13 protein-coding genes are annotated in these 13,011 nt (G+C 59.7%); 8 read left to right on the forward strand and 5 right to left on the reverse strand.

The window, feature by feature from the left end; all coding sequences use genetic code 11:
- Nucleotides 1-72: 72 nt before the first annotated feature.
- A complete protein-coding gene (locus tag WA950_RS18875) occupies nucleotides 73-885 on the forward strand; it encodes an NAD-dependent epimerase/dehydratase family protein (protein ID WP_424553261.1) in 813 nt (270 codons plus the stop codon).
- 221 nt (nucleotides 886-1,106) lie between these two features.
- Here the strand turns inward: WA950_RS18875 and WA950_RS18880 are convergent, their stop codons facing one another.
- The 5 genes from WA950_RS18880 to WA950_RS18900 form a co-directional block, all read right to left on the reverse strand.
- Nucleotides 1,107-2,108, reverse strand: a complete 1,002-nt coding sequence (locus WA950_RS18880; protein ID WP_424553262.1) for an agmatinase family protein — start codon at nucleotides 2,106-2,108, stop codon at nucleotides 1,107-1,109.
- A 140-nt stretch (nucleotides 2,109-2,248) separates the two neighbouring features.
- A complete protein-coding gene (locus WA950_RS18885; protein ID WP_424553263.1) occupies nucleotides 2,249-3,070 on the reverse strand; it encodes an amino acid ABC transporter ATP-binding protein in 822 nt (273 codons plus the stop codon).
- Nucleotides 3,060-3,713 (reverse strand): amino acid ABC transporter permease, encoded by a 654-nt coding sequence (locus WA950_RS18890; protein WP_424553264.1) that lies wholly within the window; start codon nucleotides 3,711-3,713, stop codon nucleotides 3,060-3,062. The genes WA950_RS18885 and WA950_RS18890 overlap by 11 nt, the downstream gene beginning before the upstream one ends.
- Complete coding sequence (locus WA950_RS18895) at nucleotides 3,710-4,369, reverse strand: amino acid ABC transporter permease (RefSeq protein WP_424553265.1); 660 nt, start codon at nucleotides 4,367-4,369, stop codon at nucleotides 3,710-3,712. Before WA950_RS18895 ends, WA950_RS18890 begins: the two co-directional genes overlap by 4 nt.
- Nucleotides 4,370-4,467: 98 nt before the next feature.
- A complete protein-coding gene (locus WA950_RS18900; protein WP_424553266.1) occupies nucleotides 4,468-5,334 on the reverse strand; it encodes a transporter substrate-binding domain-containing protein in 867 nt (288 codons plus the stop codon).
- A gap of 208 nt (nucleotides 5,335-5,542) precedes the next feature.
- Between WA950_RS18900 and WA950_RS18905 the strand changes: the two genes are divergently transcribed.
- The 7 genes from WA950_RS18905 (at nucleotide 5,543) to WA950_RS18935 (ending at nucleotide 13,009) form a co-directional block, all read left to right on the forward strand.
- Nucleotides 5,543-6,439 (forward strand): LysR family transcriptional regulator, encoded by an 897-nt coding sequence (locus WA950_RS18905; RefSeq protein ID WP_424553267.1) that lies wholly within the window; start codon nucleotides 5,543-5,545, stop codon nucleotides 6,437-6,439.
- Nucleotides 6,440-6,914: 475 nt separating this feature from the next.
- On the forward strand, nucleotides 6,915-8,396 hold the full coding sequence (locus tag WA950_RS18910; RefSeq protein ID WP_424553268.1) for a xylulokinase: 1,482 nt from the start codon (nucleotides 6,915-6,917) through the stop codon (nucleotides 8,394-8,396).
- Between the two features lie 48 nt (nucleotides 8,397-8,444).
- On the forward strand, nucleotides 8,445-9,653 hold the full coding sequence (locus tag WA950_RS18915) for an ABC transporter substrate-binding protein (RefSeq protein WP_424553269.1): 1,209 nt from the start codon (nucleotides 8,445-8,447) through the stop codon (nucleotides 9,651-9,653).
- 47 nt (nucleotides 9,654-9,700) lie between these two features.
- Complete coding sequence (locus WA950_RS18920; protein ID WP_424553270.1) at nucleotides 9,701-10,582, forward strand: branched-chain amino acid ABC transporter permease; 882 nt, start codon at nucleotides 9,701-9,703, stop codon at nucleotides 10,580-10,582.
- Between the two features lie 10 nt (nucleotides 10,583-10,592).
- Complete coding sequence (locus WA950_RS18925) at nucleotides 10,593-11,573, forward strand: branched-chain amino acid ABC transporter permease (RefSeq protein WP_424553271.1); 981 nt, start codon at nucleotides 10,593-10,595, stop codon at nucleotides 11,571-11,573.
- The gene (locus tag WA950_RS18930) at nucleotides 11,566-12,330 is read left to right on the forward strand and encodes an ABC transporter ATP-binding protein (protein WP_424553272.1); all 765 of its coding nucleotides are present in this window, start codon (nucleotides 11,566-11,568) and stop codon (nucleotides 12,328-12,330) included. Before WA950_RS18925 ends, WA950_RS18930 begins: the two co-directional genes overlap by 8 nt.
- Nucleotides 12,305-13,009 (forward strand): ABC transporter ATP-binding protein, encoded by a 705-nt coding sequence (locus WA950_RS18935; RefSeq protein ID WP_424553273.1) that lies wholly within the window; start codon nucleotides 12,305-12,307, stop codon nucleotides 13,007-13,009. Before WA950_RS18930 ends, WA950_RS18935 begins: the two co-directional genes overlap by 26 nt.
- Nucleotides 13,010-13,011: the final 2 nt, after the last annotated feature.

A 13,011-nucleotide genomic window follows, 5' to 3' on the forward strand; every position in this document is an offset into this window, starting at 1 on the left:
GCAACCGTGCCGACTCAAGCCGGCGCGGTTTGTGTCGCGCTGAGAGGCAGCGGCCTAGACAAGGAAAGCAAGATGGCAAACAGGATACTCATAACCGGAGCGGCCGGACGCATCGGCGTCGCGCTGAGGGCTGGCCTCAAAGGCCGCTACGATTCGATCAGGCTGGTGGACTTGCAGCCCATAGAGGATCTCGCCCCAGGCGAGGAAGCCGTGCAGGCCGACATCTCCGACCTTCAGGCGGTTGAAGACATGATGAAAGGGGTGGATGCCGTCGTCCACATGGCGGCGTCGGTGTCGCCACGCGGCTGGGAGACGATGTTCGAGCCGAATTTCATCGGGACCTACAATATCTTCGAGGCGGCACGGCGACAGGGTGTGCGACGCGTTGTCTATGCGAGTTCGATTCACGCGCATGGGTTCTATCGCCGCGAGCAGAAGGTTGGGCCGGATAGCCCGCCGAGGCCCGATTCCGTGTACGGTGTCTCCAAGGTGTTCGGCGAAGCGTTCGGTCGCTTCTACGCGGACAAGCATGGCATGGAAGTCGTCAGCCTGCGTATCGCCTCGTTCCAGCCCAAGCCGACGACGGTGCGTCATCTCGGTACGTGGCTTAGCCCGCGTGATTGCATCGAACTCGTGCATCGCTCGCTGCAGGCGCCGGATATCCACTTCGAGGTCGTGTACGGCGTTTCCGACAATTCGCGTCAGCTGTACGATGACCCCAACCGCACACGGATCGGCTACACGCCACTCGACAATGCAGAGGACTATGCTGCGGAAATTCTAGCCAGGATGTCTCCAGAGGACGAACCTGAGATGGAACGCGCCTTTCATGGGGCGCTCTACACGCCTGTCGATTTCACAGGTGAACTCGACAAAATTTCATGAAAGGCTACCGCGTCCTGTAGAATTGCCTGATGGTTGCTTTTGGCGACCCCTGTATCCGAGAGGGTGATCGCGTTGGCCCGAGATGGAATGACGACGATGGCGCTGTGCCGACTGACAGCGTCACCGGCATCCTGGTCCGTCAGGCGGGAGCGGCAATTTTTCCGCTGTGTGCGCCAACCCCTAGGCTTCATGACCCAGGGGCTGGCGCACATCACTGGCGGTTATGCGGACGGCTGCCACTTCCATTTGCGCTCGCAACCAGCCTTACGCGCAGCCATGGTAGCGAATGCCTCGGCCATCAACCGCGCGGCCAACGCCGAGGTGATTTGCGAAGCGCTGTCATGTTCTGGCGCGACTTCAACGACGTCGAACCCAAGCAGTCCGTTTTCGCAGACCAGTCGCACGGCATCGATGGCTTCCCTCGCTGTCAGTCCACCGGGCTCGATGCTGTTCGTGGCTGGCGCGAAAGCCGGATCGATTCCGTCAATATCAAAGCTGACATAGGGGGCGCGCCCATCGGGCGAGGCCACCTGCAATGCCTCGATGGCGACCGCCGTAATTCCGCGTGCCTCGATTTCCGACATTCCGTAGATACGAATGCCGAGTTCGCGGGCGATCGGTGTCCATTCCTGGACGTTTCGCGGACCGCGTGCGCCGATGATGGCGACGCGGCGCGGATCAATATTGGGAAGCTCGCAGATTCGCTTGAGTGGCGAGGCACGGGTCAGGCGATCCTCGCGGTAGCTTTCAGCGAGATCGAGATGGGTGTCGAAGATCACCATCCCGGCTTTGTAGTCGATGTCACGGACGGCCTCTTTCACCGCCGGATAGGTGACGCCATGATCGCCGCCGATCATGAAAGGGACCGCTGACGCCTTCTTGACAGCGGCGATGCGCGCCTCGAGACGCTCGTAGCTTCGAGCATTGTCGCCAGGCACGATGTCGACGTCGCCGGCATCAAGCACCTTGATATGCTTGAATACTTCGAGATCCCAATCGAAATTGTACGAACCGTACAGGAGGGACAACTTGCGAACCCATGAGGGCGCCAGACGTGTCGCGCCGCCGCGCAGTGTGGCGATTCCATCATAGGGCATGCCGACGACAATCGCATCGGCCCTCACGTCCGAAAGATCAGGACAATAGGGCGTGGCCATAAAGCTGGGTGTGTCGCCATAGATCAGCTTGACCAGGCGGGGGTTTTCGAAGGCACTATCAGTCATTATCGCTTCCACTTTTGCAGTTAATATAAGTTCCCGCAGGCACGCGCAGGCCATTCGGCATGGATCGATAGAATCCCATGCCGCTGCGAATCTGCTGATTGGAGAAAAACTGGCGGCCAACCGCGTCTGTTGTCTGCCCTCTAGTCGAGCGCGCGCGATCTCCATGTGTCGAGAAATTGCTTGAGCCGGTCGTTCCGGGGAGTCTTGAAGATCTCGTCCGGGCTGCCCTTCTCCAGAATGACACCCTTGTCCATGAACACGACGGTGTCAGCCATCTGCGCGGCGAACCCCATCTCATGCGTCACGATGGCCATGGTCATGCCTTCCTCGGCAAGCTGGCGCATGACGCCAAGCACCTCACCCACCAGTTCGGGATCGAGCGCAGAGGTCGGTTCATCGAACAGGATGACGTGCGGTTTCATTGCGAGCGCCCGGGCAATTGCTACCCGCTGCTGCTGTCCGCCGGACAGTTGGGACGGATAGTTATCGGCCTTGTCACCCAATCCGACCTTGGCAAGAGCTTCGCGGGCTTCCTTATCTGCCTGCTGTGACTTCAGCTTGCGGGTGACGCGCAGGGCTAACGCGACATTTTCCAGCGCCGTCATGTGGGGCCAGAGGTTGAAATGCTGAAATACCATGCCGACGTTGCGGCGCACTTTTGCAAGCTCGCGATGGCTTTGTGGAATTTGGTGCCCGCCCGTTTGCCTGTACCCGAGCAACTGCCCTTCGATGCTGACCCGGCCGCCGGTGTAGGGATCAAGGAAAGCCATGCATCTGAGAAACGTGCTCTTGCCCGAGCCCGACGGGCCGATGATGCAGACCACCTCCGATCTTCGAACCTTCAGGTCGATCCCATTGAGGACACTCAAGGCGCCAAATGTTTTGGTCAGCTGCTCCACTTCGATGACAATTTCTCGATCAGACGCGGCCAGGCCGATTTCGGGTTGACCATCAAGCTCCATGACTAAATCTCCTCTCAAGCGACCGGCCGCATAGGGCAACCGCTTCAATGATGACCCAATAGATGATCGTGACTGCGATGTAGGGCTCGGCCAGCGATGACGTCTCGTTGACAATCTGGGTGGCGACTTTCGTCAGCTCGTTCACGGTGATGATGGAAAGCAGGGCTGACTCCTTGAACATCATCACGATCTGCCCAAACAGTGCGGGGATGATGAGCCGTAGCATCTGCGGAAGCTTGATGCGCAGGACGATGGTGGCGCGCGAAAGGCAGAGCATTTGCGCCGCCTCGATCTGACCGCGCGGTATCGACTGGAAGCCGGCGCGGAATATCTCGGCGAAATAGGCTGCGCCGTAGAATCCTAGCCCCACGACTCCAGCGAATGTGGGGTCCAACAAGAGGCCGATGGAGGGGCCGCCATAGTAGAGCATAAACAGCACGATCAGCACCGGTGTACCGCGCATGATCTCGATATATGTCCTGCACAGCCACCTGACCGGGGCCAGGGACACACCATTGAGCAGCGAGAGCACGAGGCCGAGGCCGAGGGCCAGGATTGTCGCAAGCGAGGTGACATAGAGTGTGGCGTAGGCCCCTGACAGGAACAGGGGCTGGTATTGGCTGATTGTCTCGAAAAACGTCACACCCGGGCTCCACGTGCAAGGCGCTTCTCGGCGCGGTGCCCGAACTGGGCTATGACGAGGTTCATGAGAATGTAGACCATGGCGATCAGTCCATAGACCTCGAGCGGCCGATAGGTGGCGGACACGATCTGTTGCCCGGTGCGCAGGAGTTCAGTCACCGAGATAACCGAAATGATCGACGAGTTTTTCAGGATACTGATGAATTCGTTGACGATGGCAGGCGTTACCAGTCGCATCAACTGCGGAATGACAATGCGCCGGCGGATGTCTGTCGGGGATATGCCGAGCATCTGTGCGGCCTCAATCTGACCCTTGGGGAGGGCGGTCAGGCCCCCTCGGAAAATCTCCGCCTGGAAGGCTGAGGTGTTTAGGGTCAATGCCAGCACCGCTGCGGCGACTGGTGACAGGTCAAGCCCGACTGACGGCAGCAGATAGAAGATGAGTAGTATCTGCACCAGCAAAGGCGTGCCACGCCAGAAGCTCCGGTAGACGGCGCAGAACCGGCGTACCAGGCCGTTTTGCGAGACAAGTCCGAAAGCAAAGACCAAACCCAACGGCATGCCGAGCAGAATGGAGATACCGGAAATAAGCGCCGTCGTTACGGCACCCAGCAGCAGCATCTCCTTGTAGCCCCATGCGATCTGCAGAAATTCCATCTGCTATTCCTCCTGCTCTAGCCCGCGTCGGATCGCTCGGCACTGCCGCCCTTGGGCAGCGCCGAGCGCGAAAGCCGTGATTTTTGGTGATCCGGATCTTACTGTGGAGCCGGGAGAGTCAGCGGCAGATCGACGGAGTTGCCGATCCATTTTTTCTGGAGTTCGGCCAGGACGCCATTCTTGTTCAGTTCCTGCAGACGCTCGTTTATCTTGCGGACCAGGCCCGCGCTGTCCTCGTCATTGCGCCCTGCCCAGGTAATGTACCGGCTGGGGCCGAAGGGAGGCTGGACGATCTCGAAATCGGCGGCGCGCTTCTGTTTGAGCATGAACAGGGCCGGCAGCGTATTGGCCACGGCGTCGATGCGGCCAGCCATCAGGTCGGCGTAGGCTTCCTCGAAACCTACATAGGTTTTGACTTCCTTGACCGGCGTTCCTTGCGCTCTCAGCTTCTCGGCAAAAGCGTTGACGTCGCCGAGCGGCACGGAACCGGCCTGCGTGCCTATGATCTTGCCGGCAACGTCCTCTGATGTATTGATCGAAGCGTCGGACTTGCGCTTGATGAGAGCGACGGTGGCATCGGCGATAGGCGCGCTCAGGGCGAACTTTTCATAACGCACCTTGTCGGCAACAATCGAGGTGACGACATAGTCGAACTTCTTTGCCTGAAGGCCGGGAAGAATTCCCTGGAAAGGCAAGTCAAGCCGGTTAAGCTTGATATCGGGGAACACTTCCATGACGCGCGCGATGACATCGGCCGAATAGCCGACGATCTCACCGTTTTCGACAAACTCAAACGGTGCATAGCGTGCCTCCGTTCCGACCACGAATTCACTCCGCGCCTTGATCGACGCAAGCAGATCCTGCTCTTCGGCCAGCGCCGGAGCCACCGCAAGCGCAGATACGGAGCAACCCAGCGTCAACGCCAAAAGACGCGGCAACAATGCCGCCTTGAATTCACCACCCACAAGTCACCTCCCTGACAGTCCCCGTTTCAAACACGGCCTCATGGCCAAGCACCGGGGCGAGGTGACTGATAGACGGCTTTTAACATTACATGCATCCAAAAATTGTGATGCTCATATTTGATTTCAAAATGTATGAAGTAGAATACTTTCGCGAGAGCCAGCCAAAGCCGGCAGAGAGTCAGCTTGCCAAAGCGCCAGAGGAGGGAAAATGCGATTTTCCGATATGGACTTGAAATCGATCCGTGTTTTCCGCTCCGTAGTGGAGAACCATGGCTTTGCGGGCGCCCAGATTGCTCTCAACGTTAGTCAGCCCTCCGTCAGTGCGCACATCAAGGCGCTGGAAGAACGACTCGGCTTCACCCTGTGTCAGAGAGGAAAGGCGGGCTTCCAGCTCACGGAGAAGGGCGAGCGCGTTTATGAAAACATCAAAACGCTTCTGCATGCGGTCGAACATTGCGAGACCGCGATAGGTGAACTGCGCCACCGCCTGACCGGCGTGCTTCGCCTCGGGCTCGCGGCCAATACTATTACCGACCGCAATTTTTCCATCCGGGAGGCCATGGAGAGGTTCAACAGGCGAAACCACGATGTCTCACCCAATATTTTGATTGGAACGCCGGACCTGCTGGAAAAGGAACTGCTGAACGGATCGCTTCATCTCGCGGTGGGAAACTTCACGAGCAGTTTTGATGCCTTGCACTATCGAAAACTCTACGATGAGAAGAATACCGTATATTGCAGCGCTTACAGCCCGTTATTCACGGTGGACGAGGCAGAAATCTCACCGCAAAAAATCCAGAACGCCAATTTCGTCACCCGTGCCTACATGAACCAGATCGAACTATCGCATCTTCCGGGCATGCGGCCATGCGCCGTGGTCTCCAACATGGAGGCACAGGCCATTCTGATCCTCAGTGGCAACTATATCGGCTATCTGGCGGATCACTACGCCGCGCCGTGGGTGGAGAAAGGTGAATTGCGGCCGCTTTCCCATCCCGGACTCGACAGGTCTATTCCGTTTCAGCTCGTGACGCGAAAAGGAATGCTGCGGTCTCAGGTGGTGGAGGTTTTTATCGAAGATCTGTGCGCGGTCATGGACGTCTGAGTGTCCTGGCAGCGTGGTCGAGCGTATGATCCAAGACGTCTCGAAAGTGGACGTTCAGGACATGTCCGATCTCTTCCCAGGCCCGTTTGATGTGAGTAGCGCTGAGCATGACGCTTCGTAGCCCATTTCGCAGTCGCTGAAGATTGTGACGTCGCGGCTAGGCGGCCATCGTTGCGCTCGCATCGCCGCAAGAACGAGCGAGCCGCACCACATATGCGGCAGAGCCAATTCTCGGTAAGAGCCGTCGGGACGGCTCTCAGTGGAAACCAGCATTGCTGCCGGTTCCACACCCCTGTTCATTGGCGGCGAATTCGAGCGGCCCCACCCACGCGCTTCTGATCAGGGCTGTGAACCGTCCTGCCTCTTCAGGCGGCACAGAATCTCTGTTGACGCCTCCCTTCTGCTTGTGTATCCAATTAGACAAACGTTTGACTAAGTAAATTTGACCTGTCTATTCGGATTTGGGGGTGGTTTCGTGTTTTTGGGGATCGATCTCGGGCTTGGGAGCCTGAAGGTGTCGCTCATAGATGGAGCGGGTGTACTCGTGGCTGATGCGTCGTCCGGCGTCCGGACCGTGAACCCGGCGCCGGGGCGAGCTGAGCAGCATCCTGCTGATTGGGCGCGCGCGATGGCTGACGCATTGAAGACGCTCGGTGGGCAGGCCGATCTTTCGAAGGTGGAGGCTGTCAGCTTTACGGCCGGGACCCATTCCAGCGTCCTTTTGGGCGAGGGGGGAGAGGTCTTGCGGCCCGTGATCATGTGGTCGGACCAGCGGGCGGGCGCGGAGGCTGAAGAGTTGAATCATCGCCTGCAGGGCCGGCTGATGCAGATCGCTCACAACCGGGCGGCGCCGACCTGGTCGATTGCACCGCTCTACTGGCTTTGCCGCAATGAGCCGCACGTGACCGATCAGGTGCGTACGGTCCTCTTTGCCAAGGACTGGCTGCGCTCGCAGCTGACGGGCGACCGGATGACGGACCGGATCGACGCGCAAGGCACGCTCATGCTCGACGTCGATAGCCTGCAATGGTCGGAAGAGCTTTGCAACGCGATCGGCTGGGATCGGCAGACGCTGCCCGAAATTTGCAACCCGACCGATCTTGCCGGCCATGTTCTGCCGGAAGCAGCGGCACGCTATGGATTGCGCGCCGGTACGCCTGTTTATGTCGGAACCTGCGATACGGCGGCTGAAGTCTGGAGTGCCGGAGCGGTCCGACCCGGTGATACGGTGGTCAAGCTTGCGTCGGCGGGCGTCGTCAACGTCGTTTGCGACAGGCCGACGAAGGTGGCCGATGTGCCGTCGAAGGGCTTCGTCATACCGGGCCTCTTCTATGCGCTTGGTGCAATCAATTCCTGCGCAACGGCGCACAAATGGGTTGCAGAGCTGCTGCTTGGTCAGGCGGCGGACGGTGCTGCCTTCAACGAGCTCGACACACTTGCCGGCAGCATACCCGCCGGCAGCGAGGGGCTTATGTTCCATCCCTACTTGCTCGGCGAGCGGGCCCCCTATTGGGATCCGGGCCTGCGGGCGAGCTTTGTCGGTATGAGCATCATGCATGGCCGTGGCCATGCGGTGCGGGCCTTCTATGAAGGGATTGCCTTTGCGCTGCGCGATGCGGCGAGGCCCATGCGCGCGGCTGGCCTGACGATCGGCCCTGCCGCGTTGATCGGCGGCGGTTCCAAGAGCGACGTGTGGGCGCAGGTGATTGCCGATGTACTCGGCATTTCCCTGCGGCGTCCCGTCCATGGCGATGCGTCGTATGGCGCCGCACTGATCGCGGCGGTGGGGGCGGGTGCCTTTGCTGACGAGCGGACGGCGATCGACCGCTGCGTGACGTTCGGGCCGGATATCACGCCCGATCCGGAGCGCGCTGCCGCCTATGACGGTCTGTTCGATCGCTACCGCCGGGTGAAGGATCTGCTGACGGAGATCAATCACGAAATCTCCGGCCGCTAGCGCCGCCGGAATCTAGCCGCGCGAAAGCGCAATTTTTGGGAGGAAGCAATGAAACTGTTCAAAACCGTGGCGCTGGCGACGGGCATTCTGTCTCTGGCCGGCGGCGCGTTTGCCGAGGAAGATACGTTCAAGGTCGGCATGGTGACCTATCTCACCGGTGATTGGGGCTATCCGGGTACGTCAACGAAGCGCTCGCTCGAAATCGCCGCGGAAACCTACGGCACGGTGCTTGGCAAGAAGATCGAGCTGGTGATCGTCGATGCACAGAACCCGAACAACCAGATTCCGGAAGCGCAGCGCCTGATGGCGCAGGACATCAAGTATTTCATCCAAGGCTACAATCTGGTGCCGGTCCCGCTTGCCCGCTATGTCGTCGACAATGGCGGTCTGATGGCCGACGGCACCAGCTGGTTTCCGGATCTGACCGAGGAAGGCGGCTACGACAACTACTTCATGTTCATGCCCTCCTGGAAGGTCTTCTCCCAGACACTTGTCGATTATTCGCTGAAGTTTGGCGAAGAAACACTGGGCAAGAAGCCGGAAGAGCTGAAGATCGCGCTGATCGGCAATCCGATCATGAGCTATGTCGGCGACGAAGCTGCCCGTATCCTGACGGAAAAGGGTCTGCCGCCGGCGATCCACGAGACCTACGGCAACGATATCGCCGACTTCACTCCCATCATTACCAAGATGAAGGAAGCCGGCATCGACGTGGTCATCCCTTACCAGCTCGGTTCCGATGCCGAACTCTACCGTCGCCAGGCCGCCGGTCTCGGCCATACGCCGCCGATCCTGCTTGCAGCGGGCGTCGGCTACGACCAGCCGGAATTCGCCAATATGGGTGATGCAGCCCTCGGCTCCATGTCGCTCTCCTATACGGTTCCCGAAATGCGTGAGGAATCCGCGCCAGGTCTCACGGAATTCAAGGAGACCTACCAGGCGAAATACGGCGAGCAGCCTGTCACGCACGGCCTTCAGACCTTCGCGACGGCCATGGCATTCTTCCAGATGGTCGAAAAGGCCGGCAGCCTCGACATCGAGACGGTCAGCAAGACCATGGCAGAGACGGAGATCGAGCGCGGCAAGCTGCCGAACTACTGGGGCGTCAAGTTCGACGCGAACCACAACAACCTCAATGCCAATCCGCTCATCATCGGCCAGTGGGTCCCGGGCGAGAACGGCAAGCCGGTCTACAAGGTGGTCTACCCGGAAGAGCTGGCCGTCGAAAAGCCGCTCATCCCCTACTTCAAGAATTAATTCCTGTCAGGGCGATGGCCGGGTTTTCCGGCCTGGCCATCGCTGGCGTGTCCATTGAAACGGGTTCCACCATGTCCTTCGACGTCTTTGCGACGCTGCTTCTTAGCGGCATCTTTACAGGCGCACTCTACGGCCTCTTCGCGAGCGGGCTCACCTTCCAGCTCGGCTCCTTGTCCATTGCGAATTTCGGTTATGGCAGCTGGCTTATCCTCGCCATGTACACTACGTATTTCGCGCTGCAGGTCTGGGGCGTGCCACTCGCCGTGGTCATATTCGTGCTGCCACTCGCCTATTTTGCCGTCGGCTACGTGATCCGCAATGTGTTGCTGCGGCAGCAGACGCTCGCGGTGCAGATTCTCACGACCCTCGGCATCGCCATGATCGTCGACGGCATCATCATTATGGTCTATTCCCCGGCACCGCGCACCCTCGGCATCGTCGAGCCACTGTTCTACATCACGCCCGGAATCCATGTCGGCCAATTGCGCTTCCTTGCGTTCGTTGTTGCTGCTGTTGCACTGATCGCTTTCCAGCTCTTCCTGCGCCGTTCCTATCTCGGCAAAATGATCCGCGCCGTTGTAGAGGAACGCGAGACTGCGCAGCTCATGGGTATCAACTCCGACCGTGTGCTGGGCATCGCTTTCGGCCTCAGTTTCGTGCTGATCGCCATCGCGGCCATGCTGATGATCCATCTTTTCCCGGTCACCACGTCGGCCGGTGCGGTCTACCAGCTCATGAGCTTCCTCATCGCCACCATAGCAGGGCTCGGCAACATGCGCGGCGCCTTCTTCGCCGGCATTGCTATCGGCGTACTCAACGCCTTCCTGCTCTACTTCGCATCGTCCTATGCGACGGTGGTCCTGTTCACGGTCTTCGTCGTCGTGCTGGTTCTGTTTTCGAACCGCACGGCCGGCATAAAGCACATTTGAGGGGCCGGACATGTCTCTTCGCATCCTTTCGCCCGCCGCTCTGCGCATGACGGGTTATGCGGCTGTGGCCGCACTGGTCGCGGCCATCGCGATCCTGCCCTTCTTTCCCTCGCCCTCCGTCACCTATGCGATGGGCCTGATCCTTCAGATCATGCTCTTCGTTTATCTGGCGCAGGCCTGGAACATCGCCGGTGGTTTTGCCGGGCTGTTCAGCCTCGGTCACAGCGCCTTCTTCGGTCTGGGCGCCTATTCCTACGCCATCGGCGTTGCAAAATACGGGCTCGACCCGACGGTTTGTTTCCTGATCGGCGGCCTGCTGGCCGCTGGGCTCGGTGTCGTCACCGCGATCATCAGCACGCGTCTGTCTGGCATGTTCTTCGCCATGGTGACGCTTGGCCTCAATGAGATTCTGCTGAACCTTGCCTCGCAACTTACCTGGCTGACGAACGGCGACGCTGGAACCTATCTGCGCAAGCAGTTCACCGTCAGCGCCGGAACGGCCTATTACCTTTTCCTCGTGCTCTGCATCGTGATCTTCGTTCTGGCGGCGCTGGTGCGCCATTCCAAGCTCGGTACGATGTGCGTGGCGGTCAAGGAGAACGAGGCCTTCGCCCGAGCGCTTGGCGTCAATCCCGCACCGTGGAAGATTGCGGCAGTCGTGATCAGCGCGATCATGACCGCCATCGGCGGCGGATTCTTCGCCATGTACCAGGGCATCGTTTCGCCGACGATGGTCTTCACCTTCTCCATCTCCATCAAAATGCTCATTGTCACCATGATCGGTGGGGTGGGCACGCTCTGGGGCCCGCTCGCTGGCGCCTTCCTCGTGCTCTTCGACGAGCTGGTGCGCGCCTCGCTCGGCGCAACCTTCGGCGGCGTCTCGCTGATTGCCTATGGTGCGATCCTCGTCTTCTCAGCGCTCTTCCTGCCCAAGGGCATCATGGAAGCGGTGCGCAAGCATCTTCTCGACAGGAGTGCGCGTCATGGGTGAAGCTGTATCCAACCTACTTGAGGTCGAAGGATTGACCAAAGTCTTCGCCGGTCTCACCGCCAACGAGGACATCACGTTCACGGTGCCGCGCGGCATGATCTGCGGGCTGATAGGCCCGAACGGTGCCGGTAAATCCACACTGTTCAAGACGCTGTTGGGCGTGCACAAGCCGACCCGCGGCCGCATTATACTCGATGGCCGCGATATTACCGACGACAGCCAGCAGCAGCGCTGCCGGCAGGGCCTGTGCTGCACCTTCCAGATCGCCGAGAGCTTCCACGACCTCTCGATTCTGGAGGCGGTGATGGTCGGGGCCTATTCCCGTCTGTCACGCCGGGCTGAGGCGCGCGCGGCGGCACGCGAGGCGATCGCCCTCGTGGGACTGTCTGATTGGGAGCACCTGCGCTATTCGGAGCTGAATGCCTTCCTGCGCAAGAAGGCGGAGCTGGCAACCGCGCTTGCGACCAAACCGGAACTCCTGTTGCTCGACGAACTGTTCGCCGGCTGCTCGCTTCAGGAGATAGCCGAGCTGATCGGCATGATAGACGGGTTGAACCGCGACAAGGGCATAACCTTCATCATCGTTGAACATGTGCTGCACGTCATCATGAGCCTGTGCGCCAAGGTGATCGTGCTGGAAAGCGGCCGCATCCTGGAAGTGGGCAGCCCGCGTGACATTTCCACGTCGCCCGCCGTTCTGACGGCTTATCTCGGGGAGGATTACGATGCTGATGAGCATCAGAAATTTGGACGTTAGGCTCGGTCGCCTCGATGTCATCCGCAATGTCAGCCTGGATGTGGAGGAGGGGCGGATCACCGTCATCGTCGGCGCAAACGGCGCGGGCAAGTCGACGCTCCTGCGCACGGTCGCGGGACTGAACAAGGCGACGCGCGGCTCCATCCTTTTCAAGGGCACGGAGATTGCGGGCCAGCCCGCCCATCGCATCGCGGCCCTTGGAGTTTCCATGGTGCCGGAGGGCCGCCATCTCTTCCGCGAGATGACGGTCACGGAAAACCTGGAAATGGGCGGCTACCTCTGCCGTGGCAGGCCCGGCGCTCTGGCGGCGAACATGGAGCGGGTCTTCGACCTCTTTCCCGTGCTGAAAGAGCACCGCCACCGCAAGGCCAAGACCTTTTCCGGTGGCCAGCAGCAGATGATCACCATCGGCCGGGGTCTGATGAGTGATCCGAAACTGCTCATTATCGACGAACTGTCTCTCGGCCTCGCGCCGAAAATCATCAGCGAGATCCTCGAGAAGATCGTCCTGCTCAATCAACAGGGCATGAGCATCTACCTCGTGGAGCAGAATGTGAAACAGGCGCTGAAGATCGCGCATCAGGGCTATGTGCTGGACAACGGATCGATCGCGATCCGCGGCAGCGCGCAAACTCTGCTTGCCGATCCGGAAGTCCAGCGCACCTATCTGGGACTTTGACC

This window comes from Shinella sp. (assembly GCF_049651085.1).
Classification (GTDB): Bacteria; Pseudomonadota; Alphaproteobacteria; order Rhizobiales; family Rhizobiaceae; genus Shinella.